The sequence below is a fragment of the Rhodoferax sp. RT5P35 genome (genome assembly GCF_056521385.1).
On sequence record NZ_JBWMAX010000006.1, the window covers coordinates 59,812 to 86,754 of the forward strand.

23 protein-coding genes and 1 tRNA gene are annotated in these 26,943 nt (G+C 62.9%); 15 read left to right on the top strand and 9 right to left on the bottom strand.

All coding sequences use genetic code 11. The features are described from left to right. Nucleotides 1-3 precede the first annotated feature (3 nt). Nucleotides 4-1,026 carry a helix-turn-helix transcriptional regulator gene (locus AC097L_RS10920; RefSeq protein ID WP_479586397.1) on the bottom strand — a complete coding sequence of 341 codons (1,023 nt, stop codon included), beginning with the start codon at nucleotides 1,024-1,026 and terminating at the stop codon, nucleotides 4-6. A gap of 421 nt (nucleotides 1,027-1,447) precedes the next feature. Here AC097L_RS10920 and AC097L_RS10925 point away from each other — a divergent pair, with 421 nt between their 5' ends. Next, on the top strand, nucleotides 1,448-1,882 hold the full coding sequence (locus tag AC097L_RS10925) for a DUF1841 family protein (protein WP_479586398.1): 435 nt from the start codon (nucleotides 1,448-1,450) through the stop codon (nucleotides 1,880-1,882). Between the two features lie 56 nt (nucleotides 1,883-1,938). Here AC097L_RS10925 and AC097L_RS10930 read toward each other — a convergent pair whose 3' ends face one another. Further along, nucleotides 1,939-2,613, bottom strand: a complete 675-nt coding sequence (locus AC097L_RS10930) for a c-type cytochrome (protein ID WP_479586399.1) — start codon at nucleotides 2,611-2,613, stop codon at nucleotides 1,939-1,941. 131 nt (nucleotides 2,614-2,744) lie between these two features. On the opposite strand from AC097L_RS10930, the gene AC097L_RS10935 reads away from it, so the two are divergent. From AC097L_RS10935 to AC097L_RS10950, 4 genes are read left to right on the top strand one after another with little or no spacing between them, the layout of a single operon-like run. Then, the gene (locus AC097L_RS10935; protein WP_479586400.1) at nucleotides 2,745-3,599 is read left to right on the top strand and encodes an AAA family ATPase; all 855 of its coding nucleotides are present in this window, start codon (nucleotides 2,745-2,747) and stop codon (nucleotides 3,597-3,599) included. 22 nt (nucleotides 3,600-3,621) lie between these two features. Further along, a complete protein-coding gene (locus tag AC097L_RS10940; protein WP_479586401.1) occupies nucleotides 3,622-4,812 on the top strand; it encodes a vWA domain-containing protein in 1,191 nt (396 codons plus the stop codon). Nucleotides 4,813-4,815: 3 nt separating this feature from the next. Then, a complete protein-coding gene (locus AC097L_RS10945) occupies nucleotides 4,816-6,642 on the top strand; it encodes an autotransporter assembly complex protein TamA (protein WP_479586402.1) in 1,827 nt (608 codons plus the stop codon). Continuing rightward, the gene (locus tag AC097L_RS10950; protein ID WP_479586403.1) at nucleotides 6,639-10,514 is read left to right on the top strand and encodes a translocation/assembly module TamB domain-containing protein; all 3,876 of its coding nucleotides are present in this window, start codon (nucleotides 6,639-6,641) and stop codon (nucleotides 10,512-10,514) included. Before AC097L_RS10945 ends, AC097L_RS10950 begins: the two co-directional genes overlap by 4 nt. Nucleotides 10,515-10,554: 40 nt before the next feature. On the opposite strand, the gene AC097L_RS10955 is transcribed toward AC097L_RS10950, so the two are convergent. Next, a complete protein-coding gene (locus AC097L_RS10955; RefSeq protein ID WP_479586404.1) occupies nucleotides 10,555-11,439 on the bottom strand; it encodes an EamA family transporter in 885 nt (294 codons plus the stop codon). 87 nt (nucleotides 11,440-11,526) lie between these two features. On the opposite strand from AC097L_RS10955, the gene AC097L_RS10960 reads away from it, so the two are divergent. The 5 genes from AC097L_RS10960 (at nucleotide 11,527) to AC097L_RS10980 (ending at nucleotide 14,849) form a co-directional block, all read left to right on the top strand. After that, nucleotides 11,527-12,024 (top strand): Lrp/AsnC family transcriptional regulator, encoded by a 498-nt coding sequence (locus AC097L_RS10960; RefSeq protein WP_479586405.1) that lies wholly within the window; start codon nucleotides 11,527-11,529, stop codon nucleotides 12,022-12,024. A 185-nt stretch (nucleotides 12,025-12,209) separates the two neighbouring features. Further along, complete coding sequence (locus AC097L_RS10965; RefSeq protein ID WP_479586406.1) at nucleotides 12,210-13,451, top strand: MFS transporter; 1,242 nt, start codon at nucleotides 12,210-12,212, stop codon at nucleotides 13,449-13,451. A gap of 42 nt (nucleotides 13,452-13,493) precedes the next feature. Continuing rightward, nucleotides 13,494-13,568 (top strand) — tRNA-Arg (locus tag AC097L_RS10970). 142 nt (nucleotides 13,569-13,710) lie between these two features. Beyond that, complete coding sequence (locus AC097L_RS10975; RefSeq protein WP_479586407.1) at nucleotides 13,711-14,181, top strand: OsmC family protein; 471 nt, start codon at nucleotides 13,711-13,713, stop codon at nucleotides 14,179-14,181. 8 nt (nucleotides 14,182-14,189) lie between these two features. Further along, on the top strand, nucleotides 14,190-14,849 hold the full coding sequence (locus AC097L_RS10980; protein WP_479586408.1) for an FMN-binding negative transcriptional regulator: 660 nt from the start codon (nucleotides 14,190-14,192) through the stop codon (nucleotides 14,847-14,849). A gap of 53 nt (nucleotides 14,850-14,902) precedes the next feature. On the opposite strand, the gene AC097L_RS10985 is transcribed toward AC097L_RS10980, so the two are convergent. The 6 genes from AC097L_RS10985 to AC097L_RS11010 form a co-directional block, all read right to left on the bottom strand. Further along, the gene (locus AC097L_RS10985) at nucleotides 14,903-15,646 is read right to left on the bottom strand and encodes a lysophospholipid acyltransferase family protein (RefSeq protein WP_479586409.1); all 744 of its coding nucleotides are present in this window, start codon (nucleotides 15,644-15,646) and stop codon (nucleotides 14,903-14,905) included. 66 nt (nucleotides 15,647-15,712) lie between these two features. After that, entirely contained in the window at nucleotides 15,713-17,014 is a 1,302-nt protein-coding gene (locus AC097L_RS10990) for a dihydroorotase (protein WP_479586410.1), read from the bottom strand. 73 nt (nucleotides 17,015-17,087) lie between these two features. Continuing rightward, complete coding sequence (locus tag AC097L_RS10995; protein ID WP_479586411.1) at nucleotides 17,088-18,053, bottom strand: aspartate carbamoyltransferase catalytic subunit; 966 nt, start codon at nucleotides 18,051-18,053, stop codon at nucleotides 17,088-17,090. A 245-nt stretch (nucleotides 18,054-18,298) separates the two neighbouring features. Then, nucleotides 18,299-18,799 (bottom strand): bifunctional pyr operon transcriptional regulator/uracil phosphoribosyltransferase PyrR, encoded by a 501-nt coding sequence (pyrR, locus tag AC097L_RS11000; protein ID WP_479586412.1) that lies wholly within the window; start codon nucleotides 18,797-18,799, stop codon nucleotides 18,299-18,301. Then, nucleotides 18,796-19,203 carry a Holliday junction resolvase RuvX gene (gene ruvX / locus AC097L_RS11005; RefSeq protein ID WP_479586413.1) on the bottom strand — a complete coding sequence of 136 codons (408 nt, stop codon included), beginning with the start codon at nucleotides 19,201-19,203 and terminating at the stop codon, nucleotides 18,796-18,798. Before ruvX ends, pyrR begins: the two co-directional genes overlap by 4 nt. 163 nt (nucleotides 19,204-19,366) lie before the next feature. Then, the gene (locus tag AC097L_RS11010) at nucleotides 19,367-19,966 is read right to left on the bottom strand and encodes a YqgE/AlgH family protein (protein ID WP_479586414.1); all 600 of its coding nucleotides are present in this window, start codon (nucleotides 19,964-19,966) and stop codon (nucleotides 19,367-19,369) included. A gap of 301 nt (nucleotides 19,967-20,267) precedes the next feature. Between AC097L_RS11010 and AC097L_RS11015 the strand changes: the two genes are divergently transcribed. The 5 genes from AC097L_RS11015 to glyA all read left to right on the top strand — a co-directional run bounded on the left by AC097L_RS11015 (nucleotide 20,268) and on the right by glyA (nucleotide 26,932). After that, entirely contained in the window at nucleotides 20,268-21,527 is a 1,260-nt protein-coding gene (locus AC097L_RS11015) for a sarcosine oxidase subunit beta family protein (RefSeq protein ID WP_479586415.1), read from the top strand. Nucleotides 21,528-21,689: 162 nt separating this feature from the next. After that, a complete protein-coding gene (locus AC097L_RS11020) occupies nucleotides 21,690-21,998 on the top strand; it encodes a sarcosine oxidase subunit delta (RefSeq protein WP_479586416.1) in 309 nt (102 codons plus the stop codon). Further along, on the top strand, nucleotides 21,995-25,000 hold the full coding sequence (locus AC097L_RS11025; RefSeq protein ID WP_479586417.1) for a sarcosine oxidase subunit alpha family protein: 3,006 nt from the start codon (nucleotides 21,995-21,997) through the stop codon (nucleotides 24,998-25,000). The genes AC097L_RS11020 and AC097L_RS11025 overlap by 4 nt, the downstream gene beginning before the upstream one ends. Then, entirely contained in the window at nucleotides 24,993-25,646 is a 654-nt protein-coding gene (locus AC097L_RS11030) for a sarcosine oxidase subunit gamma (protein ID WP_479586418.1), read from the top strand. Before AC097L_RS11025 ends, AC097L_RS11030 begins: the two co-directional genes overlap by 8 nt. Nucleotides 25,647-25,657: 11 nt before the next feature. Then, nucleotides 25,658-26,932: a serine hydroxymethyltransferase gene (gene glyA / locus AC097L_RS11035; RefSeq protein WP_479586419.1), complete on the top strand. Its 1,275-nt coding sequence runs from the start codon at nucleotides 25,658-25,660 to the stop codon at nucleotides 26,930-26,932. Nucleotides 26,933-26,943: the final 11 nt, after the last annotated feature.

The following is a 26,943-nucleotide window of genomic DNA, read 5'->3' on the forward strand; positions in this document are numbered from 1 at the left end:
AGCTCAGTCGAGCGCTGTCTCGTCCAGCACGCCGTCTTGGTCCAGCGGCGCGGCCGATTGGTAGATGGTGGCCATCTGCGCCACTTCGTCGGTCAGCGCCTGGCGCAAGCTCGCCGGACCCAGCACCTCGCACAGCGCACCGTACTGGAGAATTTTCTCCATCAGTTCGCGTGGGTCCATGTACGGCACGCGCAGCAAGTAGCTGCCGTCGTTTTGCTGCTTGCCCTGTTGCAGCGGGTGCCATTGCACGTTGGCTACGCTGCTGGCCTTCTCACGGCTGAACTGCAGCCGGGCCCAGCGCACGCGGCCGCTGGCAAAGACCCCGTAGTCCGGGCCAAACTGGGTATCCAGCCTGTCGTCACCCACCTCGATGGCACTGCTGGGCAGTACCTGCGCATCGGTAATGGCATCCACCGCAAAACTGCGTAGCTCGGCCTGCGGGTGGCACCAGGCTTCCAGGTGCCAGCTACCGCGAAAATGCACCAGCCGCTGCGGCGAAACCTCCCATTCTTCGAGAGTGGTTCCATTGCCCGCACAGGCCAGCGCCAAGCGGTTGCGCCGCACCAGGGCCAAACCGATGCGCTCAAAATAGCGCGGTGTGGCGGTTTCCTGCACCAGCCCCGCAATGCGCACGCGCTGCCGCAATTCTTGCAGCTGCGGGTCGTCACTGGTCAAAAGGGCATTCAGACGGTCGGCCACCGGCACCGGGTTGATGATCAAGCCCCCCGTATCCAGGCAGGCCAACAATTGCTGCATCGTCAACAGCGCATGGATTTCGGTGGAAGAAAACCACAGGCCCGGGAGTTCATGGGTGCTGGTGGGTGGTTCACCGGTGGATGCCAACCGGTAGCCGCCAGCCGCGCGACTCCATTCGATGGGCAGCTTCAGGCGGGTGCGCAGGTCGTCCAGATCGCGTTTCAAAGTGGCCCGCGAAACATCCAATTCAGCCTGCAGTGCAGCAAAGCTAATGACCTTGTGTTGGCGCAGAAGCTGGTCAATTTTGTAGAGGCGCCCGGTCTGGTCCATGTCTTAACCGAAAGTTGGTTCGGATTTTATGTAATAGGTGTAACCATTTGATTTCATAGCGCAGCAGAGAGCAAGGCACTTTTGCACAGACAGCACGTATCAAGTCCATAGCGCCAGCCCGGCACGACATTTCTGCGCATGCCTGGGCCATTTATTGGATCTATTTTGGACTTCTGTAAAAGAACCAATACTTCACCACTCACCCCTGCAAAGGCCAGCCAAAAGGAACCAACCGACCCTCGCCAAAAAAGAGTCCAAATGCGACAAGCCGAAGCATTCAGCATGCACAAGACACCCTTTTAAAAATAGCGTCCATTACGCAACAGCTTGCTACCAGGCGCCTCAGACAAAGCCGGGCGAGTGAAGTGGGCGATTTGGAAGAGACTCCAAACCGCCCGTTTCACCGTGGTAGGCTCATGGCATGTTCAATCCCTCGCAGGCCGATGTACGCCGTTTTTTCTGCTCTGTTTACGCCAAAGCGAAGTCCGGGCAAGCGCTGGAAGCTATTGAAACAATAGCAAGTCAATGGCTGGACGAGCACCCCGAATACCATGCCGACATGCTGGATGCAGAAGCCGCAGTAGCCCGCAATTACGATGCAGAAGCTAGCAAAACCAACCCATTTCTACACCTTTCGATGCATTTGTCGATCAGCGAGCAATGCTCGATCGACCAGCCACGCGGTATCCGCCAGTCGGTTGAGTTGCTGACGCGCCGCCGCGACTCACTGCACGACGCCCACCACGAAACCATGGATTGCCTGGGACAGATGCTGTGGGAAAGCCAACGCGCTGGCCGCCCCCCTGACGGCGCGGCTTACATCGACTGCGTACAGCGCCGGGCCACGCAAGACTGATGCTACCGACGTAAAAAAGCCCGCATGCAGCGGGCTTTTGCTTGGGGCAGGCGGGTTTAACGGAAGCGCGACTGCGGAACCACCTTCAACTCGCCGTCCAGCGAATGCACATAGCCGGCCAATGCCTTGAGTTCTGCATTCGAGAATTGTTTGGCCACGCCGCCCATGATGGCGTTGGAGCGGCCAACCAAGGGATTGCCTTCGATTTTGTACGACTTCAAAGCCACATACAGGTAATCCGCATGCTGGCCTGCGATCTTGGGATAGGTCGGATCAATAGGTTTGGAGAAGTTGTCGCCATGACAGGACACGCAAGCGCCTTTGGTCAACAGCGCAGCCACTTGGGCACTGGGCTCTACCGTAGGTTTGGCGGGCAAGGTGGCACCGGCCACCACGCCGCTGGCGCTGTAGTAAGCCGCCACATCGGCCATATCCTGGTCACTCAGGGAATCGGAAATGCCGCGCATGGTGGGGTGCTTGCGATCACCTTTTTTATAGGCGTTGAGCGCTGAAATGATGTATTTGGCACCTTGTCCCGATATTTTGGGAACTTTATGCACTTCCGGGAAACTAGCTTGGTAGCCAACGATGCTGTGGCAGCCCAGGCACATATCCACCTTGGCATGTCCGGCTTTGGCATCCCCCACGATGTCCTGGGCACTGGCCATATTGGCAATGCCTGCTAGCGAAACAGTAGCAAACGCTAACACCGTGGTCAATAATTTATTCATTTTTTCGCGCACAATCTGGGGAAAAATCAAGCCTGCATTCAGCCTTGTTTAGCAGGCTTGCCATCGACCGCAGATTATATGCGGCCCCATATTCATTCTTTGCTTTCATTCCTTGCTGCTGACCCACCACCATGAAGTTCCAAGGCTCCCATAATTACGTCGCCACCCAAGACCTGATGCTGGCCGTCAACGCCGCAGCCACCTTGAAACGCCCGTTGTTGGTCAAGGGTGAGCCCGGCACGGGTAAAACCATGCTGGCCGAAGAAGTGGCTGCCACACTGGGCATGCCGCTGCTGCAATGGCACATCAAATCCACCACCAAAGCGCAGCAGGGCCTGTATGAATACGACGCGGTCAGCCGCTTGCGCGATTCGCAACTGGCCGGAATCGAAGATTCGGCCCGGGTCAAAGATATCCACAACTACATTGTCAAAGGCGTGCTGTGGCAAGCATTTACCGCCGACGAACCGGTAGCGCTGCTGATCGACGAGATCGACAAGGCCGACATCGAGTTTCCCAACGACTTGCTGCGCGAAATCGACCGCATGGAGTTTTATTGCTACGAAACGCGTGAGCTCATCAAAGCCAAGAACCGCCCGCTGGTGTTCATTACTTCCAACAACGAAAAAGAACTGCCTGATGCGTTTTTGCGCCGCTGCTTTTTTCACTACATCAAATTCCCCGACGCCACCACAATGCAGCAAATTGTGGATGTGCACTTCCCCGGTCTGAAAAAAGAACTACTGGCTGCGGCCATGAAGACCTTCTACGACATCCGCAATCTGCCAGGCCTGAAGAAAAAGCCCTCCACTTCGGAGTTGCTGGACTGGCTCAAGCTGCTGGTGGCCGAAGACATTTCAGCCGATGCTTTGCACAGCCAGGACAACATGGTGGCCGTGCCGCCGCTGGTCGGCGCACTGCTGAAAAATGAGCAGGATGTAAGCCTGTTCGAAAAACTGGTGTTCATGCAGCGCCACCACCGATAGCCGCTATAGCTAGCCTGCAACGATGCTGATCGACTTCTTCTACACCCTGCGCTCCGCCAAGCTGCCGGTTTCGGTGAAGGAGTATCTGAGCCTGCTGGAAGCGCTCAAAGCCGGTGTAGTGGGGCCAAACAGCGCAGATAGCTACAAGATAGACGACTTTTACTATTTAAGCCGCTGTACGCTGGTCAAAGACGAAAAGCACTACGACAAGTTCGACCAAGCCTTCGCCACCTATTTCAAGGGGGTAGAAGCGGTGACCGACTTCACGCAAGATATTCCGATGGAATGGCTGCGCAAAAACCTGGAGCTCGAACTCAGTCCCGAAGAAAAAGCCAAGATCGAGAAAATGGGCTGGGACAAGCTCATGGAAACGCTCAAACAACGCTTTGAAGAGCAAAAAGAACGCCACGAGGGCGGCAGCAAGTGGATTGGTACCGGCGGCACTAGCCCGTTTGGAGCCAATGGCTACAACCCTGAAGGCATCCGCATCGGGCAGGACAAAAGCCGCAACAAAAGCGCAGTAAAAGTGTGGGACCAGCGGGCCTTCAAAGACTACGACGACAGCCAGGAACTCGGCACGCGCAACATCAAGGTGGCGCTGCGCCGCCTGCGCAAATTTGCCCGCGAAGGCCATGCCGACGAACTGGACCTGGCCGACACCATCCGCTCTACCGCTGCCAACGCCGGTTATCTCGATATCAAAATGGTGCCAGAACGGCACAACAACGTCAAAGTGCTGCTGCTGATGGACGTGGGCGGCAGCATGGACGAGCATGTGCAGCGGGTAGAGGAACTGTTCAGCGCCAGCAAAAGCGAGTTCAAGTATTTGGAGTTCTACTACTTCCACAACTGTGTATACGACTTCATGTGGAAACACAACCGCCGTCGCTACACCGAAAAATTTTCCACTTGGGATGTGATCCGCAAGTACAACAAGGATTACAAGCTGCTGTTCATCGGCGACGCGACCATGAGCCCTTATGAAATTCTGCAGCCCGGCGGCAGTGTGGAATACAGCAACGAAGAGGCCGGTGCGGTGTGGCTGCAGCGCCTGACCAACGCCTTCCCCAAATTTGCCTGGGTCAACCCCGAACCCCAAGGCCTGTGGGAATACCGCCAAAGCATCAGCATCGTCCAGCAACTGGTGGGCCAGCGCATGTTTCCCTTGACCCTGAAAGGTCTGGAAGAAACTATGCGGCTGCTGTCGAAATAAGCAATGCGCGGATTCAGCTTGCGGGTGCGGGTGTTGTGCTGGCTGTTGTTACTGCCCGGCATGCTATGGGCGCAAGCTCCCACCACGGCAGCGCCTCCATTTTCTTTCGACCTGCAAGTCGTGGCTCCAGACAAAATCCGTGATCTGCTGCTAAAACACCTGGAATTGCAGCGTTACCGCAGTCTGACGGACCTGGACAACACTGAATTGGCGCGGCTCATGCAAGCCGCTGAACGCAATGCCCATGACCTGCTGGCCACGCAAGGTTATTTTGCAGCCCAGGTCACACTCAAGCTGACCCTGACTCCCCAAAGCACCAGCGCCCCGCGCGACATCACCCTGACCGTTGAGCCAGGTGAGCCCGTGCGGATCAACACCGTGCAGATTGACTTCACCGGACCGGTTGCCAACGGTTCTGCTGATGCATCGCTGCGCAATACCATCCGCACCGACTGGCCGCTTGCCCCCGGCACACCCTTTACCCAGGATGCCTGGGACGATGCAAAAACCCAGGCCCTGCGCAACTTGACGGTGCAACGCTTTCCCACCGGCGAGATCAGCAGCAGCCTGGCCGACATTGACACCGACACGCAAACCGCCCAGCTCAATGTCAGCTTGGCATCCGGCCCGGCCTACCGGTTTGGCCCGCTGGACCTGCGCGGCCTGCAGCGTTACAACGCCGAGCTGGTCAGCCGCCTGGCCCAGCTTCCCACTGGGGCCGACTACAGCCAGGCGCAACTGCTGCAAACCCAGCAGCGGCTGGCCGACAGCGGCTATTTCGATTCGGTATTTTTAACCCTGGACACCAGCAGCGACCCGCAAGACGCACCCGTGGTGGCCCAGTTGCGCGAGGCCAAACTGCAAAAATTGGTGCTGGGCGTGGGCTTCAGCACCGACAGCGGCCCGCGCCTGTCGGCCGAGCACACCCACCACCAGCTGCCTTGGCTGCAGTGGCGCGCCATCTCCAAGCTCAGCATCGACAAAAACACCCAAACACTGGGCACCGAGCTCACCGGCCCGCCCGATGCCAGCAACTGGCGCTGGGTCACTTCGGCCCAGGTGCAGCACCAGGACCTGAGCGACACCATCACCAACAGCCAGCGCCTGCGGGCCGGCCGCACCCAGGGCAACGACCACATCGACCGCAACGTTTACCTGCAATACGACCACGCGCTGACCACCAGCGGCACCGACCCCACGGTGGCGTCCAGCGCCATCAGCGCCAACTACGCCTGGACACGGCGCGACTTTGACGACATCCGCACCCCCACCCAGGGCTACGGTGTGGCGGTGGAGCTCGGCGGCGGCTTTACGCTGGGGTCTGACCGCCAGCCCTACACCCGCACCCTGACGCGCTGGCTGGGCTACTTCCCGCTGGGCAAGTTGCTGCCCGGCGATGGCCTGTTTATGCGGGCGGGCCGCCTGGCGCTGCGGGCCGAAGCGGGTGCCGTGGTGGCCAAAGCCGATGCCAACGTACCCAGTACCCAACAGTTCCTGACCGGCGGCGACACCACCGTGCGCGGCTACGGCTACCAGGAAATCGGCGTGGCGGGCAGCAGCGGATCGGTGACTGCCGGACGCTACCTGGCATCGGGCAGCTTTGAATGGCAGAGGCCCATCGTCCTCAATGGCAAGCCCAGCGCCTGGGAGACGGCGTTGTTTGTCGATGCCGGTGCCGTGGCCAATACCGTCAAGGCCCTGGAAGCCAAGGTCGGCATCGGCGGCGGCGTGCGATGGCGTAGCCCGGTGGGTCCGGTGCAAATGGACATCGCCTACGGTGTCGCCACCCACAAGGCACGTCTGCACATGAGCGTAGGGTTCAGCTTTTGAGCGTCGAAAAAGCCCCCGCCGCCCAGCGGCGCTGGATGCCCTCGGGCAAACGCCTGCTGTGGTTGCTGTGTGCGCCCCTGCTGGTACTGGCCGCACTGGCCATGGCAGCCGGCGCGCTCTGGGCGTGGCTGGGCACCGACACCTCGCTGGCCAGCACCCTGGCCCGTGCCGCTGCTTACCTGCCTGCAGGCCACACGCTGGAAACCAGCGAGGTCACCGGCTCAGTCCGCCAGGGGGGCCATATCGGCAGTCTGGCCTACCGCAGCCCCGGCCTGGAAGTCGTTGCCCAAGACATCGCCGTGGACTGGCAGCTCGACCGCCTGCTGCAACGCGAACTGCGCCTGGGTCGGCTGCACATCGCCCAGCTCAGCATTGCGCAAACCCCGTCCACCGAACCTACCGTACTGCCGACTGAGATCGTGCTGCCCCTGCAGGTAGACCTGCCGTTCGAGATTGCCGAGCTGCACTGGCAAGGCCCACCGGCGCTGCTTTTGACCCAATTAGCCGGGCACTACCGCTATGACGGCACGCAGCACCAGCTCACCGTCAACGGTGTACAAGTCGCCTCAGGCCAATACGCAGGCCAGGCCACCCTGCTGGCCCGCAGCCCCCTCACGCTGCAAGCCCACGTGCAAGGCAGCGTGGACACCACCCTGCCCGGCAACACCCGCCCCACTACCGTGGCGGCAACCGCGTCGGCCAGCGGACACTTAGCAGAACTAGTGGGACAAGACGCGCTGTTGCAGATCCAGGCCCAGCTCACGCCCAGCACGTCCACTGCCCTGCAGGCCACGCTGGCCGCGCAAATCCACCCCTGGGCGGCGCAACCGGTGTACCAGGCCGACGCCACCTTCCAACAACTCAACCTGGCCGACCTGTGGCCCGACGCACCGCACACCTTGCTCAGCGGCAGCGCCCATGTGCAGCCTGATCCCTTGGCCACGGGCACCGCTTGGCGCGCCGAGGCCAAGCTTGACAACCGCCTCAGCGGCCCCTGGGACAAAAACCGCATCCCGTTGGACCACGCTGACACCCGACTACAGTACCAGCAAGGGGCCTGGGTCATTGAGTCGCTGAGCGCCCAGCTCAGCAAGAGCGAGGTACAGCTCCATGGCCGCTGGACTGGCGCGGGCTCCACCGACTGGACGGCCGAGGCCAAGCTCTTGCGCATTAACCCCGCCGCCCTGCACACCCGCATGGCCCCCGCCTTACTAGACGGGCGGGTGACCGCCAGCAGCACCGCCACGGCCATCCGCTTCGATGCCGCCCTGCAGCCATCAGCCAAAGCGCCGGAGATCAAAGCTTTGCAAGGCCTGCGTATCCAGACGGCCCAGGCCACGGGCCGCTGGGCCGCGGGCACCCTGAGCCTGTCGGCCCTGAAGCTGCAAACCGACGATGCCCTGCTGCAAGGCCAGTTGGACCTGACCCTCGCCAACCGCGCCGCCAAAGGCCAGTTGCACCTAAGCCTGCCCGGTGCGCAAGCCGATGTACAAGGCCAGATCAGCGCGTCGCAAGGTGCGGGCGAGTTTGCCTTGCATGTACCCGACGCAGGCAAAGCCACCCGTTGGCTGGCCCGCCTGCCCGGTGTGGCCGCCAGCCTGCCCGGCGATATCCTGGGCCAAGCCGAGCTGACAGGGCGCTGGACAGGCGGCTGGGCCAGTGCCCTCGCTACCAGCCCTGGTAAAGCGGGCACGCCCCCTTTCCAGCTCACGGCCCAACTCGCCGTACCGACGCTGGAAATGCGCCCCGCCACCGGCAACCCCATCAGTCTGCACAAACTGCAGCTGGATGCATCCGGTAGCCTGGGGGCGCTGGATGTCAGCCTGCAAGGCGAGCTGGCCACCGGCACCCAGCGCGCCAGCCTCAGCACCCGCGCCACCGGCGGGCTCGGCACGGCCAAGCACTGGCAGGCCCGCATCGCCAGCCTGGCCCTGGAGATGCAGGACAGCACCCGCCCCGGCCCCTGGACGCTGCAGTTGGACCAGGCCCTGGCACTCCAAGGCACCAGTACCTCGGTGGATGCCGCGGCAGGCAGCGCCAGCGTCAAAGGCCCGGTCCCGGGCAGTGTTCGCATCGCCTGGCAGCCGGTGGCCTGGTCGCACGACGGCTCCCGCACTCTGCTGCGCACCCAGGGCACGCTGCAAGGCCTGCCCATGGGCTGGCTGGAAACATTGGCCGCAGGTAATGGGCAGTTGGCCCAGCTCGGCCTCAAAGGCGATCTGCTGCTGGACGGCGACTGGAACGTGCAGGCTGCCCAAACCCTGCAAGTTAGCGCCAACCTGTACCAAAAAAGCGGTGATCTGCAACTGCTGACTGGCGACGACTCCGCCAACGGTCCTTCCAATACATCCAGCACCATCAGCGCAGGTATCCGCACCGCCCGCATCGGCCTGCGCACCGACGGCGACAAGCTCAGCGCCAGCCTGCGCTGGGACAGCGAACGCGCGGGCCAGGCCGAAGCCGAGTTGAGCACCCAGTTGCGCCAGACCGACGGCACCTGGATATGGCCCGCCGACGCGCCGCTCAATGGCACGGTGCGCGCGTCGCTGCCCCGGGTCGGCATCTGGTCGGTACTGGCCCCGCCCGGCTGGCGGCTGCGCGGCACGCTGGGGGCCAACGCCACGCTCAGCGGCACCCGCCTGGCACCGCTGTGGACCGGCACGCTGCAGGCCGACGACCTGGCGCTGCGCTCGGTGGTGGAAGGCATCGAACTGCGCGATGGCCGCCTGCGCGCCAGCCTGGACGGCCAGCGCCTGAACATCACCGAATTCAGCCTGCGCGGAGCCCCCACCGCCGCTAACACCACCACCGCCATCCCCAGCAACGATGGCGGCAGCCTCACCGCCACCGGCAACGTGCGTTGGAACAACACCGCCCCGGCAGGCATCCAGATGGACATCCAGGCGCAGGCCAAAACCCTGCGCATCTCCGCCCGGGCAGACCGCCGCCTGACCGTATCCGGCACCCTGCAAGCTACCCTGTTGCAAGGCAAACTGGCGCTACAAGGCGCACTCAAGGCCGACCAAGCCCTGTTCATCCTGCCCGACGAGTCCGCGCCCACCCTGGGCAGCGATGTGCTGGTGCGCAAACGGTCCACCACGCCATCCAGCACCGCCACACCACCCACCGCCGCACCCGTGGCGGCCAGCAACACCCCCGAGGTCAACCTTAACCTCGACCTGGGCGATGATTTCCACCTGGTGGGCCGGGGCCTGGACACCCGCCTCACCGGCAAGCTGGTTTTGCGTGCCGGCCCTACCCTGGCCGGGCCGCGCGTCACCGGCGAGCTGCGCACCGCGCGCGGCAGCTTTAAAGCCTATGGCCAGGCGCTGGACATCGAGGAAGGCATCCTGCGGTTCTACGGCCCCTATGACAACCCGTCGCTCGACGTGCTGGCCATCCGGCCCAACCTCAGCGTGCGCGTGGGCGTGCAGATCAACGGCACGGCGCTTTTGCCCAACATCCGCCTGTATTCCGACTCCGACCTGTCCGATGCCGAAAAACTGGCCTGGCTGGTGCTGGGCCGCAGCGCCGCCAATGGCGGGGCCGAAGCTGCCGTGCTGCAACAGGCTGCGTTGGCTCTGCTGGGCGGCAACGGCAAGGGCCTGTCGGGCGGGCTGGCCTCGGCCCTGGGCCTGGACGAGTTGTCCTTTAGTGGCAGCGCCAACAAGTCCGACGGCACCACCAGCGCCGCCGCCGTCACCTTCGGCAAGCGTCTGTCGCGCAACTTCTACGTGGCCTACGAGCACAGCCTGGCCGGTACGCTGGGCACGCTGTACATCTTCTACGACCTGAGCAAACGCTTCACCCTGCGCGGCCAAACCGGCCAGCAAAGCGCGATTGACCTGATCTTCACGCTGCAGTACGACTGAACACGGCGCTGGCGGGGTGTGCCGCCAAGTACGTGTTTCCTTAAGCAATTACCGCCGTTGGCACCTGGGTCGCGGGCCGCTTGGCCGTGCAAGCACTGCCCATCGACGCGGCCATGATGCAGCCAATGGCTAGCCACTGCCGGTAGTCCAGGTGCTCGTCCAGCAGGCCCATGGCCAGCACCGCAGCCACCGCGGGCTCCATGCTGATCATGATGCCGAAGGCTTCTTTGGGCAGCCGCTTCATGGCCACCATTTCCAAAGATATCGGTATAGCACTGGAGATCGCCGCAACACACACGCCGACCAGCAGTACCGTGGGCGACAGCAGTGCCGCACCGGCGTGCGCAATGCCCACCGGCACCACCACGATGGCCGCCACCAACAGGCCCAGCGACACCGAATGCCCGGCATGCAAGTGGCCGACGCGCTTGCCAAACACAATGTACAAGGCCCAGAGCACGGCGGCAGCCAGCGCAAACAACACACCCACCGGGTCCAGATCGGCACCCCCTATCCCCAGCGGCAGCAACATACCCAGGCCCAGGCCAGCCAGCGCCAGCCAGACAAAGTCCACCATCCGGCGCGACGCAGCGATCGCCAAGGTCAGTGGTCCGGCAAATTCAATGGCCACTGCCAGCCCAAAAGGCAAGGTCTGCAACGACATGTAGAACATCAGGTTCATCACACCCAGCGTGGCGCCATAGCAAACGATGGAAATAGCATCGGCGCGCGACAAATGCCAGCGCCAAGGCCGCCACAGCAGCAGCAACAGCAGGGCCGCAAAACCCACCCGCACCGCGGTCGTGCCCTGTGCGCCTACCAACGGGAAAAGCTGCTTGGCCCAGGACGTGCCAATGCCCAGCGCCGTCACCGCGCCCAGAACCGCCAAAAAAGGAATTGCCCGCTGGTACCGTGTTGTCGTCATGGGTGAAAATATAAATCGCACCAAGCCTGTATTTCGCTGCAAATTCAGGCCATAAACGCAACATTCGCTCACCACCTCTGCACCCACATGCCCGCTGCCCTAGCCCTCGACGCGTTCGACATCGCCATCCTGGACATCCTGCAAAAAGACAACAGCGTGCCGCAACGTGCGATTGCCGCGGCGGTGCACCTGTCGGCACCGGCGGTACAGCGGCGCATCCGGCGGCTGCAGGACAGCGGTGTGATCCGCGCCAACGTGGCGGTAATCGATGCGGCCAAGGTAGGCCTGCCGCTGACCATCATCATCGAGCTGCATCTCGAGAACGAACGCCCCGACCGTACCGCCGCCATGCGCGCCCGCATCGCCACGGAGCCCGCAGTACAGCAGTGCTACAGCGTGACCGGCGAGGCCGACTACCTGCTGATCGTCACCGTCGCCTCAATGGCCGACTACGAAGCGCTGACGCGGCGGCTGTTCGAAGGCGACGACAACGTACGCCGCTTCCGCACCTCGGTCACCCTGGGCTGGCTGAAGTCCGGCCTGCAGCTCCCCCTAGACAAGGCATCGCCGCATAATTTCGTATAAAAGTGCCGCTAGCGCATATAAAAACTGCATGTGTAGCTACTTTTTTAATAGCAAATAGCCATCTTCGGGCACCAGCACCGGGCAAAGCGCTATCGACCTGGTATTCACCTTACAGTGCGACTAAGCTCCAGGTCTTGCGCTCTGTCCCCTGGTCGCTCCATGGCAGAAAGGAAATGAGGCCGAACTTGAAACGTCCTTTACTGCGTGATGCGCTGAAGCAACTCTATGGAGACCGCAATTTCCGGCTGTACAGCATCGCCTCCATCACCTCCTGGCTGTGCTTTTTTGTGCAAAACCTAGCGACCAGCTGGCTCACCTGGAACCTATCGCACTCGGCTGGAACCCTGGGGTTGGTTACCTTTCTCGACACCGTGCCGTATTTTCTGTTTGGCCCCTGGGCCAGTGTTTTGGCAGACCGGCACGACAGGTTCAAGATGCTTTTTGTGGCGTATTTTTTTGCGCTGATCCAGGCCTTGCTGCTGGTGGTAGCGTCCTTCACCGGTTTGCTCAACGTGGCGCTACTTGCCACGCTGGCATTTCTGCATGGCACCGTACACGCCTTCAGCGTACCGGCGGCTTATGGCCTGCTGCCGCGCGCCGTAGAGCGACGCAACCTTTCTGCAGCTATCGCTTTCAGCTCGTCTTACCGCACGCTGGCGCTGTTCATGGGACCGGCACTTGCGGGGGTGTTGCTCGCCAATTTTCCGGTCTATGTATCGTTTTTGGTGAACGCCATCGCCTACTTGCTGTATCTGGTCGTTCTCAAACGCATGCGATTGCCGCCCGCCGAGCCAGTAGCCCCCTCCGGCAACAGTGTCTACCGCGACTACACCGAAGGGCTTCGTTACGCTGCGCGGCACCCGTTGATAGCCGTACTGCTGGTTTTGACCTTCTTCAACGATGGGCTGCGCGGCCTGACCGGACGGCTGATGCCCCTCTTTGCCGACCGGCTTTTCAGCGTGGGCACCCACGGCCTGGCTGTGCTGGCAGGAGCCACCGGCCTGGGCGCAGCGATTGCCTCTGTGTCGCTGTCCAAAAACCGGGATCCACACACCAGCTGGCGCATCACCCAGCTCGGCTTTGCTGCGGCCATCGTGACTACGGTCATTTTCGTCAGCAGCACCGCCCCATGGCTTGCGGTGGTCAGCCGCATCCTGTTCGGACTGGCCGCAGAGGCAGCGCTGACATCCAACCTGGTGCTATTACAAAGCAAGCTGGACGACCGCTTCAGGAGCCGCGTGATGGGCAACGCATTTTTGGTGTCGCAAACCGCGTCGCTCTCCCTGGTGGCCATCGGCCCCATCTCCGACCTGATCGGCCTGAACCAGATGGTGTACGGATTTGCAGGCCTGGCTTTTATCGCGCTCGCCATGTTCTGGATATTCTTTCGCCGTACAGACCGCGACTCCACGGATTGGCAAGCCTAGCGTGGCGAGAATGGCCCACACCAGGCCCTACAATCCGCGCTCCCCCTTGTAGTTCAATGGATAGAACGAGTGCCTCCTAAGTGCTAAATACAGGTTCGATTCCTGTCGAGGGGACCACATTCAATGGCCTCCTGGCCTTGCAAGCGCCCACGCAGATTTATAGAAAATCAGCACCTCGTGCTTATCCAGTGAGCGTAGCAAGCGCTTATTTCAATAGCAACGGCAAACTGCCGAAGCAAGCGACCTGGAACCCCTGTGCATGGCCGAATTCACCGCCACCGTGGTCTGGCAACGTGCCACCGACCCACCCGAGCCCTTTACCGACCAACGCTACAGCCGCCGCCATGCATGGCAATTTGACGGCGGCTTTACGATGCCCGCGTCGTCATCGCCGCATTCGGTGCCGCTGCCGTTCTCGGACCCGACCGCAGTAGATCCGGAAGAGGCGTTTATCGCGTCACTCTCCAGCTGCCACATGCTGTGGTTTTTGCACCTGGCGGCCAAGGCGGGCTGGGTGGTAGACCACTACGCCGATGCGGCGGTGGGCCAGATGGCGCGCAATGCAGAGGGCCGCATGGCCATGACCCAGGCGCTGCTACGCCCGCATGCGCAATTCGCGGAGAGCCGTGCGCCGACCCGCGCCGCGCTGGAAGCGCTGCACCACGCTGCGCACGAGGCCTGCTACATCGCCAACTCGGTCAAAACCGAAGTCTTGTGCGAACCTGTATGAAAGACGCCATGACCTACCTGCCCCAACACTTCGAAGAAACCGACCCCGCCACCCTGCACGCACTGGTGCGCGCCCACCCGCTGTCCACTTGGGTGGTGCCGCAGGCGGATGGCGAGTTGCTGGTCAACCACATCCCGTTCATGTTGGATGCCGACCGGGGACCCCACGGCACGCTGGTCGGCCATGTGGCGCGGGCCAACCCGGTGTGGCGGGCCTTGACTGCCGCCACCACCGCTGCCGCCGCCACAGTGGCGGTGTTCCAGGGGCCTGAGGCCTACATATCGCCGTCCTGGTACCTCAGCAAGCCGGTCCACGGCAAGGTGGTGCCGACCTGGAACTACGCCGTGGTGCATGCCCGCGGAACCGCCCGGATATTCGACGACCGGGCACAGCTGCGGGCCCTGGTGACGCGGCTCACCGCCCTGCACGAAGCGCCACAGGCCCAACCCTGGCAGGTGGCCGACGCGCCCGCCGACTACATCGACACCATGCTGGGAGCGATTATCGGCATCGAAATCCCGGTACAGCGCTGGGTGGGCAAATGGAAAGTCAGCCAAAACCGCACGCTGGAAGACCGCTTGGGTGTGGTGGCCGGACTACAAGCAAGAAGCACGGCAGAGACGGATGCCATGGCCGCACTGGTGCAGAGCGCAGCAGACTCCAAATAAACCCATGAAATAAGCCGCTAACGCATGTATTAAATACGCTATTAGCTATTTATTTAGGAGTGGTTGGAGCGCAGTTGCTCCACCGTATGCTGCAGGTCGTGCGCCCAGGCGCGGCGGTCGCGGCCCTCGGCGCGTTCGGGCGTGCCAAAGCACACTTCGGCACCCAGCGTGCTGGCCCCCAGCGTGCGCCAAATCGAGCCCAGCAGGGTCTGGTTGCCCACAAAACTGGGGGCAAAGTGCAAGGCACCGGTGTGTACATCCACGAAGCGCAAGGCCAGCGGCAGCACCGGCACATCGGCCGATAGCGCCGACTGCAGCAAATTCGCGTGGAAGGGCAGCATGCTGCGGCCATCGCCCGTCGTGCCCTCGGGAAACACGGCCACCACCTCGCCCGCGCGCAGGCGCTCGGTCATGTGGTGGACCACGCGCATCGCGTCGCGGCGGGATGCACGCTCGATGTACAGCGTGCCCGCGCCGGTGGCCAGGGTGCCCACGATAGGCCAGTGCTTGACATCCGATTTCGACACAAACCGGCAGTAGCCCGCCGCATGGATGACGGCAATGTCCAGCCACGAGATGTGGTTGGCCACCAGCAGCAAGGGACCCTGGGCCGGGGGCGTGCCCTGCACCCGCAGCGTGATGCCGAAGACCCGCAGCACCTGCAGCGACCAGGCTTGCACCCGCTGGCCGCGCGCCGCATCGTCCATCTGGGGAAAGTGGCGGCGGATGGTCCACCAGCCCACGGCGATATGCCACATCAGGTGCAGCAGCTTGGCCAGGACGCGAAAGATACGCATGAATATTTATAAGAAATAGGCCACGAGCGCTTATTGAACCTACGCTAGCAGCTATCTATTTGATAGTTAAACTGAAATAGCCTCGAACGCCACGTGTCCGGCCACTACCGCGCACCGCACCCGGCCTGGCAGCTCATAACCGGAGAACGGAGTGTGCTTGCCTTGGCTGCGCAAGGTGTCGGCAGCCACCGTCCAGCGGGCCGCGGGGTCGTACATGCAGATGTCGGCCACACCGCCCACCACCAACTGGCCCACACTGGCCTGCAAAGTGCCCAGGCTGGTGCCCAGCACGGCGGCGGGGGCGCTGGTGACGGTGGCCAGAGCGCGGTGCAGGGGCACGCCGTCGTCTTCGCTCCACTTCAAGGCCAGGCTGAGCAGCAGCTCCAGGCCGGTGGCGCCCGGCTCGGCTTCGGCGAACGGCAGGGCTTTGGCATCGGCCTCGACCGGGGTGTGGTCGGACACCAGGGCGTCGATGGTGCCGTCGGCCAAGGCGGCGCGCAGGGCATCGCGATCGCGTTGCTGGCGCAGCGGCGGGGTCAGGCGGGCGCGGCTGTCGAAGTAGCCGATGTCGGTGTCCGTCAAATGCAGCGAGTTGATGCTGACATCGCAGGTGACGCGCAGGCCGTCTTTTTTGGCCTGGCGCACCAGGGCGATGCCCGCGGCGCTGCTGATGCGGCACAGGTGGACGCGCGCGCCCGTGGTCTTCAGCAGCTCGAAGATGGTGTGCAGTGCAATGGTTTCTGCGGCCACCGGCACACCGGCCAGGCCCATGCGGGTGGCCAACGCACCGCTGGCGGCCACGCCTTTACCCAGGTACAGCTCTTGGGGCCGCAGCCAGACCGGGTAGTCGAACGTGGCGGCGTATTGCAGCGCGCGCTGCAGCACCTGGGTATTGCCCAGCGGCACCTCGGCCTGGCCAAAGCCGATGCAGCCCGCCCCGGTGAGCTCGACCATCTCGGTCAGCACTTCGCCTTGCAGGCCCCGGGTGAGCGCGCCCAGCGGGAACAGTCGTGCCTGGTGGTTCTTTTTGGCGCGGAACTTCAGCATCTGCACCAGGCCGGGCTCGTCCAGCACGGGGTCGGTGTCGGGCGGACAGACCAGGCTGGTCACGCCACCGGCGGCGGCAGCGGCCATTTCGGACTCCATCATGCCTTCGTGCTCGTAGCCGGGCTCGCGCAGCCGGGCGCACAGGTCCACCAGGCCGGGCAGCACGATGCAGCCAGACGCATCAACCACGCGGTCAGGCTGGAAGTCAGGCAGATCGCGGCCCATGGCGATGATGCGGCCCGTGGCGATGGCGATAGAGCCGGTGGTGTCCAGCCCGCTGGCCGGGTCGATGATGCGACCGTGTTGGATCAGGGTTTTCATATTTTTATACCAAATAAGGCTCTAGCGTATGCAGAATATGCACTAGCAGCTATGGATTAAATAGCAATCACGGTCAGGCCTCGTTGCCCGCAACGATGCCCATCACCGCCATGCGCACCGCGATGCCAAAGGTCACCTGGGGCAGGATCACGCTTTGCTTGCCGTCCACGACCGCCGAGTCGATTTCCACGCCGCGGTTGATCGGGCCGGGGTGCATGACGATGGCGTCGGGCTTGGCCAGGGCGAGCTTTTCGGGGGTCAGGCCGAAACTGCGGAAGAATTCCTGGCTGGACGGCAGCAGTGCGCCGCTCATGCGCTCGTTTTGCAGGCGCAGCATGATGACCACGTCGCAGTCCTTGATGCCCTCTTCCAGCGTGTGGCAGACGCGCACGCCCATCTGCGCCATGTCGGCGGGCACCAGGGTTTTGGGGCCGACCACGCGGACTTCGGCGCAGCCCAGGGTAGTGAGCGCGTGGATGTCGGAGCGGGCCACGCGGGAGTGCAGCACGTCGCCCACGATGGCCACGGTGAGGTTGCTGAAGTCCTTCTTGAAGTGCCGGATGGTGTACATGTCCAGCAGGCCCTGGGTCGGGTGAGCGTGGCGGCCATCGCCTGCATTCACCACGTGCACGTGGGGTGCAACGTGCTGGGCGATCAGGTAGGGCGCACCGGATTCGCTGTGCCGCACCACAAAGATGTCGGCGGCCATGGCGCTGAGGTTGGCGATGGTGTCCAGCAGCGACTCGCCCTTGGCCGCGCTGGAGCGGGCGATGTCCAGGTTGATCACGTCGGCGCTCAGGCGCTTGGCAGCAATGTCAAAAGTGGTGCGGGTACGGGTGGAGTTCTCGAAGAACAGGTTGAACACGCTCTTGCCGCGCAGCAAGGGCACTTTTTTCACCTCGCGGTCGTTCACGCTGACGAAATTGGCGGCGGTGTCCAGGATCTGCGTGAGGATGTCTTTCGGCAGGCCTTCGGTGGACAGCAGGTGGACCAGCTCGCCGTGCTTGTTGAGTTGGGGATTGTTGCGTTTGTAGAGCATGTTTAACCTAGAAAAAGCGGTTGGACGCGCCCGAGTGTGCCGCTGGGGGTGTGGCTGCGTAGGCGAGACAACGCAGCGGGCTGATGCCCGCAAGGCGGAACAACGACCGTAGACGCGGCTCCAGTGGTGCAATCGGGTGTGTAGCGCGGTTCACCCAAGAGGCGCGCAGCTAGATAGCGACAAATCTCAATAAACATAACGATTCTCCAGAAGGTAGCAAGCGGTCAACCGCTTTTTCTAGGTTACTAGCCCTCCACATTGAAACTGAAGGCACCCGTGGCGCTGCGGGCAAGGGCTAGCTGCTGGGTGGCGGGCAAGATGACGCGTGCCGCCGCAAAGTCGGGCTGGATGGGCAGCTCGCGCCCACCGCGGTCTACCAGCACTGCCAGCTTCACGGCAGACGGGCGGCCAAAGTCAAACAGCTCGTTGACCACGGCGCGGATGGTGCGGCCGGTGTAGAGCACGTCGTCCAAAAGAATAATTTCGGCCCCATTCACATCGAAGTCCAGCGCAGTTTGCCCGCCGCCGCCCGACACCATGCCGCGCTGCGAAAAGTCATCGCGGTGCATAGCGGATGAGATCACACCGGGTTTACCGGGGAGCTGCAGGTCGGCCTGCAAGCGCTCAGCCAGCCAGGCTCCGCCGGAGGTGATGCCGACCAGGCGGGTGTCGGGCTGCAGCAAGGCGCGCACGCCCTTCAATAGCTCAAGGTAGAGCGCTTCGGCATCAAGCATGAGTGTGCTCACGGAATACTCCTCAAAAATTGTTCCAGGATGATGCAGGCCGCTGCGGCATCTGCGTCTTTTGCGCCCATCTCCAGCGCTTCTGTGGTGCTATAGCGCTCATCTACTTCGAAAACCGGTAAATTGAAACGCCCGCGCAACTGCCGGGCAAACTTTTGTGCGCGCCGGGTGTTGTCGTGGGCCGCACCGTCGGGGTGGAACGGCACGCCGATCACCAAGGCATCGGGCTGCCATTCCTTGACACGGACGGCGATGGGGATGAAGCGGGCATCGCCCTCGGCGGTAATGGTGCCCTGCGGCGTAGCGGTGCGGGTCAGGCGGTTGCCTACGGCCACGCCAGTGCGTTTTTGGCCGTAGTCCAAGGCCAGGAAGGATTGCAAATTTGCGGGAATTTCAACCAAACTCATTCAAATAGCCCGCAACATGCGGACCCAAACCACTGCATGAAACAAGAACCGCTCGTTCCAAAAATACCGCAGAACCGGCTTTGCCGGGCTGCTGGTATTGCCCCCTGCAAGGGGGTGGGCGGCCACACGCAGTGGGCAAGCCTGGGGGTGTGCCTCAGTGCAGTCATGCGTGACCCGCTTCGGGGGACAGCATCCAAGACTGCAGGCCCAGCAACAGCAAGGCTTGGTCGTATCGCTCGGCCACCGGGGTGTCAAAGATGACACCCAGATCGGCTTCCACCGTAAGCCAGCTGTTTTCGCCCAGCTCGGCTTCGAGCTGGCCCTCGCCCCAGGCCGAATAGCCCAGGGACACCAGCACCCGGCGCGGCCCGGCCCCGGTGGACAGGGCTTCGAGCACGTCTTTGGAGGTGGTCATCTCCAGCCCGCCGGGGATGGCCATGGTGGAGGCATAAACAGATTCCGAGGGGTCGATGTCGCTGCTGATAAAGGCCTCGTGCAGCACAAAGCCGCGCTCGGTCTGTACCGGGCCGCCCTGAAACACCGGGCTCTCGCTCAGGTCGGCGCGGCGTAGCGGTAGTTCGACCTTGTCAAACAGGCTTTTGAGGCTGATATCGCTAGGTTTGTTGATCACCAGGCCCATGGCACCGCGCGGGCTGTGTTCACACAGATACACCACGCTTTTGGCGAAAGCTTCGTCCTCCAGACCGGGCATCGCGATCAAAAAGTGATGCGTCAGGTTCATGGGGGCAGTGTCGGTGGTCATCTTCAGATTTTAAGGGGTCCAAGAGCACCGCCAGGATGGGGGGGTCAACAGACAAATTCGACGCAATTTGTCCGAATGTCGAATTTGAACAAGTGTGCGTCTGCAAGGCGCAAGGTGACCCGTGGGTGGCGCTTAACAATGAATGCAGATACGCAACGATCCACCTCCCGGTAACAGACAGAACGCACGCCATTCAGAAACACCGCAGAGCTGGCTTTGCCAGGCTGCTGGTGTTGCCCCCTGCAAGGGGGTTGGCGAAAGATGCGCAGCACTGCAGCCTGGGGGTGTTACTGGACACACTATGCGCGGCCAAAACTACTCCCTCTGGAGCCTGCTCAAGCACGGCTTTAAAAACCACCAAACCTGGGAACCTGCCTGGGAACGGGTGGCCTTGAAACCTTCCTACGACGTGGTCATCGTCGGTGGTGGCGGGCACGGCCTGGCCACGGCCTACTATTTAGCCAAAAACCATCCCGAGGTCGGCAAAATAGCGGTGCTGGAAAAAGGCTACCTTGGCGGCGGCAACACCGCACGCAACACCACCATCGTGCGCTCCAACTACCTGTGGGACGAGTCCGCGGCGATATACGAACATTCACTCAAGCTGTGGGAAGGCCTGACCGAAGACCTGAACTTCAACGTCATGTTCAGCCAGCGCGGCGTGTTCAACCTGGGCCACACCCTGCAAGACATGCGCGATATCGAGCGCCGGGTGAATGCCAACGCCCTGCAAGGCGTGGACGCCCATGTGCTGAACGCTAAGGAAGTCAAAGAAAAAATCCCCCAGCTCGACTGCAGCCGCAGCCGCCGCTTCCCGGTGCTGGGTGCCAGCTGGCAGCCCCGTGCGGGTGTGGCCCACCACGATGCGGTGGCCAGGGGCTTTGCCCGCGCCGCCAGCCGCCTGGGTGTGGACCTGATCGAGGGCTGCGAAGTCACCGGCATGGACATTGAGGGCGGCCAGATCCGTGGCCTGCAAACCAACCTGGGAGCGGTCAAGACCGACCGTGTGGGTTGCGTGGCCGCCGGGCACTCCTCGGTGCTAGCCAAGATGGCCGGGCTGCGCATGCCGCTGGAAAGCCACCCGCTGCAGGCCTTTGTGTCCGAATCCATGCAGCGAGTGATCGACACCGTGGTCATGTCCAACGCGGTGCACGGCTACCTCAGCCAGTCCGACAAGGGCGAGCTGGTGATTGGCGCGGGCATCGACAGTTACCTGGGCTACGGCCAGCGCGGCAGCCCGCACGTGATCGAGCACACCGCCGCCGCCATCATCGAGCTGTTTCCGCAGTTCTCGCGCGTGCGCATGAACCGCCAGTGGGGCGGCATTGTGGACGTGACCCCCGATGCCTGCCCGATCATCTCCAAGACCGCTGTGCAAGGCCTGTTCTTTAACTGCGGCTGGGGCACGGGCGGCTTCAAGGCCACGCCGGGCTCCGGCCACGTGTTTGCCGACATGCTGGCCCAGGGCGAAGCAGGCCCGCTGTCCAAAGCTTTCTCGGTAGACCGTTTCCATTCTGGCCACCTTATTGACGAACACGGCGCCGCTGGCGTCGCACATTAGGTATGACTAACACCCCCAGGCTACAGCGCAAGCGCTTTTCGCCAACCCCCTTGCAGGGGGCAACACCAGCAGCCTGGCAAAGCCAGTTCTGCGGTGTTTCTGGAAAGAGTCAGTCTCATTTATTGCGTTGCATCATGCGCAACGCGCTGTGGAGTTAACAAGATGTTTCTTTTGCACTGCCCCCACTGCGGCGAAACGCGGGACGAAGAAGAGTTCAGCAACGCCGGTGAAGCCTATATCCCCCGCCCTGCCAAGCCCGAAGAAGTGGACGATGCCACCTGGGGCGACTATGTTTTTATGCGCCGCAACACCAAAGGCTGGTTTTGGGAGCAGTGGCAGCACACGGCAGCCTGCCGCAAGGTGTTTGCCGTGAAGCGCAACACCGCCACCTACGAAATTGCCGGGAGCTGGACGCTGGCCGAAGGCAAAGCACTGTTTCTGGCCGATCTGGCACAGGAGAAATCAGCATGAGCGGTTCCCGCGTACCCCAGACCACCGCGCGCATCGACACCACGCGCACGGTGAAGTTCACTTTCGATGGCCGCGAGTTCACCGGCCACCCCGGCGACACGCTGGCTTCTGCCCTACTGGCCGTTGGCGTGCGCCGCATGGCCCGCAGCTTCAAATATGGCCGTCCGCGCGGCATCATCGGCGCGGGTGCGGAAGAACCCAACTCGCTGGTGCAAATGGGCGTGGGCGCACTCACCACGCCCAACGTCAAGGCCACCCAGGCCGAGGTGTACGACGGTCTGAGCGCCCGCTCCACCTCGGGCTGGCCATCGCTGGACTTTGATTTGAAGTCGGTCATAGCGGGATTAGGCCAGGGCTCGCGCTTCATGCCTGCGGGCTTCTACAGCAAGACCTTCAAATGGCCGCAAAAGCTGTGGCCGCTGTATGAGACCGTGATCCGCAAGTTCGCCGGGTTTGGCGATGCACCCACCGAGCCCGATCCCGAAAAATACGACCACCTGCACCACCATGTGGACGTGCTGGTGGTGGGCGGCGGAGCCTGTGGCCTGCTGGCCGCGCTGCAAGCCGGGCGCGCCGGGCTCAAGACCTTGCTGGTGGACGAGCAAAACGAACTGGGCGGCTGGTTGCTGTCCGATCCCACGGCGCAAATCGACGGCCGTACAAGCGATGCCTATATCCGCTCAGTGCAAGCCGCCCTGGCCGATATGCCGCACGTCACCGCGCTACCCCGCACCACGGCGTTTGGCATGTACGAGCAAAACCTGGTGCAGGCCGTAGAACTGGTCCAAGACCACATTGCCCCCGCGCAGCGCCAGGCCCACCTGCCGCGCCACCGCATGCACAAGATCCGCGCCCACCACGTGGTGCTGGCCACCGGTGCCATCGAGCGCCCCCTGGTGTTTGGCAACAACGACCTGCCCGGCGTGATGACCGTGTCGGCCGGCCAGACCTTCCTGGTGCGCTACGGCGTGCGGGTTGGCCACCGCATAGTGATCTGCGGCACCAGCGACCTGGCCCACGACTGCGCCGAGGTGCTGGCCAAGGCCGGTGCCGTTGTCACCGTGGCCGATGTGCGCCACGGCGCGGTGGCACGTAATAGTAGCTACACCGTGATGGCGGGCCACGGCATTGCCGAAGTCACCGGTGGCAGCGAAGTCAAGGGCGTACGCCTGGTGCCCTTGCATGCTACCAAGGACGAGGTAGCAGGCACCGGCACGCACATCGCCTGCGACGTGGTGCTGAGCTCTGGCGGCTTGTCGCCCACCGTGCATTTGTTCTGCCACGACGGTAGCCGCCCCACCTGGGATGAAGCCGTTGCCGCGTTTGTGGTGCCGCGCACGGGCCGCAAGGGTGTGGCCTGCGTGGGTTCGGTGACTGGCGCTTTCGAGCTGTCCGACGCGCTGGCGCAAACCACGCATGCCATGCAACAGGTGCTAGCCACCTGCGGCAAGCGCGAATCGCTGCAGGTACCCGCCTGCATCCAGCCCAAGCGCCTGGCAGCACGCCCCATGTTCCGCCTGCCCGATGGCAAGCAAGAAGGTGCCGGTGCCAAGGCCTTCGTGGACTACCAGAACGACGTGAGCGCTGCCGACATTGAGCTGGCCGTACGCGAGAACTACCACTCCATCGAGCACGTCAAGCGCTACACCGCACTGGGTTTTGGCACCGACCAGGGCAAGCTGTCCAACGTGAACGGTTTCGTCATCACCGCCCGCGCCCTGAAGCGCCCGGTGAACCAGGTCGGCACCACCACCTACCGCCCGGCCTACACCCCGGTGAGCCTGGGCGCGCTGGCGGGCACCATGACCGAAGAGCTGTTTGACCCCAACCGTTACAGCGCCATCCACGCCTCCCACGTGGCGCGCAATGCTGCCCTGGAGCCGGTAGGCCAATGGCAACGCCCCTGGTACTTTGCCAAGCCCGGTGAAGACCTGCACGCCGCCGTGAACCGCGAATGCCTGGCCGCCCGCAACGGTGTGGCCGTGATGGACGCGTCCACCCTGGGCAAGATCCAGATCGACGGCCCGGATGCCCGCGAATTCCTGAACCGCATCTACGCTAACGCCTGGACGCAGCTGGCCGTGGGCAAGTGCCGCTACGGCCTGATGCTGGACGAAAACGGCATGGTGATGGACGACGGTGTCACCGCCTGCATCCAGCAAAACCAGTTCTACATGACCACCACCACCGGCGGTGCAGCCCGCGTGCTGAACTGGCTGGAGCGCTGGCACCAGACCGAGTGGCCAGACCTCAAGGTGTGGATGACCTCGGTGACCGACCACTGGTCCACCGTGGCCCTGGTCGGCCCCAAGGCCCGCGCCGTGCTGGCCAAGCTGTGCCCTGACATCGACCTGTCGCCCGAGAACTTCAAGTTCATGGACTGGCGGGCTGGGACCGTCAATGGCCTGCCTGCCCGCGTGTTCCGCATCAGCTTCTCCGGCGAACTGTCGTACGAATTGAACGTCGAATCCGGCTACGGCCACGCCCTGTGGGAGGCCGTGATGGCCGCCGGAGCCGAGTTCGACATTACCCCCTACGGCACGGAAACCATGCACGTGCTGCGGGCCGAAAAGGGCTTCATCATCGTCGGCCAGGACACCGATGGCTCCATGAGCCCGATGGACCTGGACATGGCCTGGGCTGTGGGCATGAAGAAGCCGTTCAGCTTCCTGGGCAAGCGCTCGCTGGCCCGCAGCGACACCGCCCGCGAAGGCCGCAAGCAACTCGTGGGCTTGTTGCCAGAAGATCCGAACACCGTGCTGGTCGAAGGCGCGCAAATCATGGAAAGCGCCACCGTAGGCAGCAGCAACCAGATGCTGGGCCACGTGACCTCCAGCTACCACAGCGCCTTCCTGGGCCGCTCCATCGCCATGGCGGTGGTGGCCGGTGGCCTGCAGCGCAAAGAGCAGACCCTGTACGTGCATGCCCACGGCAAGGTGACGCCGGTGAAGGTGGGCGGCAGCGTTTTTGTTGATGTGAAAGGTGACCGTCAAAATGTCTAAAGATTTGAACGCGATGCTGGAATCCCCCCTGCACGCCTTTGACCTACCCGCCCGTGTGGCAACCCCCACCGCCCAAAACCGGGTGGTACTGAGCGAACTGGGCAACATGGGCTACCTCGTGCTGCGGGGCAAGGCGGATGACGCGGCTTTCATGCAGGCCGTGGCCAGTGTGCTGGGCCAGGCCCTGCCGACCCAGCCGATGACCGTGCTGCCTACCACCGCCGGTGTAGTGCTGTGGGTGTCGCCCGACGAATGGCTGCTGGTGTGCAAACGCTCCACCCGCGACAGCCTGCTAGCCGCGCTGACCGCCGCCGTGCAAGACCTGTTCGCCCAGGTGGTGGACAACAGCGGTGGCCTGACCGCCATGCGCCTGAGCGGCCCCGACCACCTCCTGCTGCTGCGCCAGATGGGGCCCTATGACTACGAGAGCCTGGCCGTAGGCCGCTGCGCCAGCACAGTGGTGTCCAAAACCGGACTCACTGTGGCCCGTACCGACGAAGCGGGCGTGGTGCTGGTCTTCCGCCGCAGCTTTGCCGACTACACCTGGCGCCTGCTGGAACGCACCTCCCTGCCCTACCGCATGTGCATCACCAGCCCGGCGCAATGCGCCGATCCGGTTTTTACCCCCTTGTTTGAAACCGTTTAGGACTTTTTCCAATGACAACCGAAAGCTTCTTTTCCGTGGGTGTGGCCCAGGCCGACCCCGCCGTCAGCATCGCCATGGAACATGAACTGCAACGCCAGCGCGAACAGATAGAACTCATCGCCTCGGAAAACATCGTCTCCAAAGCCGTACTCGAAGCCCAGGGCTCGGTGCTGACCAACAAGTACGCCGAAGGCTACCCCGGCAAGCGCTACTACGGTGGCTGCGAGCACGTGGATGTGGTCGAAGCGCTGGCCATCGAACGCCTGTGCAAGCTGTTTGGCTGCGAATATGCCAATGTGCAGCCGCACTCCGGCGCGCAGGCCAACACGGCGGTGATGCTGGCGCTGGTACAGCCTGGCGACACGGTGCTGGGCATGTCGCTGTCGGCGGGCGGCCATTTGACACACGGTGCCAAACCGGCGCTGTCGGGCAAGTGGTTCAAGGCCGTGCAATACGGTGTGCGCCGTGCCGATTCGCTGATCGACTACGACGAAGTCGAAGCCCTGGCCGTGGAGCACCAGCCAAAACTCATCATTGCAGGCTTCTCGGCCTACCCCCGCACTATTGACTGGGCGCGTTTTCGCGCCATCGCCGACAAAGTAGGTGCTTACCTGATGGTGGACATGGCCCACGTGGCCGGTCTGGTCGCCACCGGCGTGTACCCCAGCCCGGTGCCGCATGCCCATGTGACCACCTCCACCACCCACAAAACTCTGCGCGGCCCCCGCGGTGGCGTAATCTTGACCAACGACGAGGCCTTGTCCAAGAAGTTCAATTCCGCCGTGTTCCCCGGCTCGCAAGGCGGCCCGCTGATGCACGTGATTGCTGCCAAGGCCGTGGCCTTTGGCGAAGCCCTGCAACCCGGCTTCAAGGCCTACACCGAGCAGGTGGTGGCCAACGCCAAGGCCCTGGGCGCGGTGCTCAAGGCCGGTGGCCTGGACCTAGTCACTGGCGGCACCGACAACCACCTGCTGCTGGTCGATCTGCGCCCCCTGGGCTTGAAAGGCAACACCACCGAAGTGGCGCTGGAGCGCGCAGGCATCACCTGCAACAAAAACGGCATACCGTTTGACGACGAGAAGCCCACCGTTACCTCGGGCATCCGCGTCGGCACGGCGGCAGGCACCACGCGCGGCTTTGGCGTGGCCGAGTTTGAAGAGGTGGGCCGCCTGATGCTGGAAGTTTTCAACAGCCTGAAAACCAAACCCGAAGGCGATGCCGCCCTGGAGGCCTCGGTCTACGCCAGGGTCAAAGCCCTCACCGCCCGTTTCCCCCTCTACGCTTAAAGGAGTAACGC

Excerpts from the sequence above, each read along its gene's own strand:
- AC097L_RS10960 (WP_479586405.1), top strand. The coding sequence starts at position 11,527 with ATGCCCGCTGCCCTAGCCCTCGACGCGTTCGACATCGCCATCCTGGAC.
- AC097L_RS10935 (WP_479586400.1), top strand. The coding sequence starts at position 2,745 with ATGAAGTTCCAAGGCTCCCATAATTACGTCGCCACCCAAGACCTGATG.
- AC097L_RS11025 (WP_479586417.1), top strand. The coding sequence starts at position 21,995 with ATGAGCGGTTCCCGCGTACCCCAGACCACCGCGCGCATCGACACCACG.
- AC097L_RS11030 (WP_479586418.1), top strand. The coding sequence starts at position 24,993 with ATGTCTAAAGATTTGAACGCGATGCTGGAATCCCCCCTGCACGCCTTT.
- AC097L_RS11010 (WP_479586414.1), bottom strand. The coding sequence starts at position 19,966 with ATGACCACCGACACTGCCCCCATGAACCTGACGCATCACTTTTTGATC.
- AC097L_RS10930 (WP_479586399.1), bottom strand. The coding sequence starts at position 2,613 with ATGAATAAATTATTGACCACGGTGTTAGCGTTTGCTACTGTTTCGCTA.
- glyA (WP_479586419.1), top strand. The coding sequence starts at position 25,658 with ATGACAACCGAAAGCTTCTTTTCCGTGGGTGTGGCCCAGGCCGACCCC.
- AC097L_RS11015 (WP_479586415.1), top strand. The coding sequence starts at position 20,268 with ATGCGCGGCCAAAACTACTCCCTCTGGAGCCTGCTCAAGCACGGCTTT.
- AC097L_RS10990 (WP_479586410.1), bottom strand. The coding sequence starts at position 17,014 with ATGAAAACCCTGATCCAACACGGTCGCATCATCGACCCGGCCAGCGGG.
- AC097L_RS10975 (WP_479586407.1), top strand. The coding sequence starts at position 13,711 with ATGGCCGAATTCACCGCCACCGTGGTCTGGCAACGTGCCACCGACCCA.
- ruvX (WP_479586413.1), bottom strand. The coding sequence starts at position 19,203 with ATGAGTTTGGTTGAAATTCCCGCAAATTTGCAATCCTTCCTGGCCTTG.
- AC097L_RS10995 (WP_479586411.1), bottom strand. The coding sequence starts at position 18,053 with ATGCTCTACAAACGCAACAATCCCCAACTCAACAAGCACGGCGAGCTG.
- AC097L_RS11020 (WP_479586416.1), top strand. The coding sequence starts at position 21,690 with ATGTTTCTTTTGCACTGCCCCCACTGCGGCGAAACGCGGGACGAAGAA.
- AC097L_RS10940 (WP_479586401.1), top strand. The coding sequence starts at position 3,622 with ATGCTGATCGACTTCTTCTACACCCTGCGCTCCGCCAAGCTGCCGGTT.
- AC097L_RS10920 (WP_479586397.1), bottom strand. The coding sequence starts at position 1,026 with ATGGACCAGACCGGGCGCCTCTACAAAATTGACCAGCTTCTGCGCCAA.
- AC097L_RS10955 (WP_479586404.1), bottom strand. The coding sequence starts at position 11,439 with ATGACGACAACACGGTACCAGCGGGCAATTCCTTTTTTGGCGGTTCTG.
- AC097L_RS10980 (WP_479586408.1), top strand. The coding sequence starts at position 14,190 with ATGACCTACCTGCCCCAACACTTCGAAGAAACCGACCCCGCCACCCTG.
- AC097L_RS10945 (WP_479586402.1), top strand. The coding sequence starts at position 4,816 with ATGCGCGGATTCAGCTTGCGGGTGCGGGTGTTGTGCTGGCTGTTGTTA.
- AC097L_RS10985 (WP_479586409.1), bottom strand. The coding sequence starts at position 15,646 with ATGCGTATCTTTCGCGTCCTGGCCAAGCTGCTGCACCTGATGTGGCAT.
- AC097L_RS10925 (WP_479586398.1), top strand. The coding sequence starts at position 1,448 with ATGTTCAATCCCTCGCAGGCCGATGTACGCCGTTTTTTCTGCTCTGTT.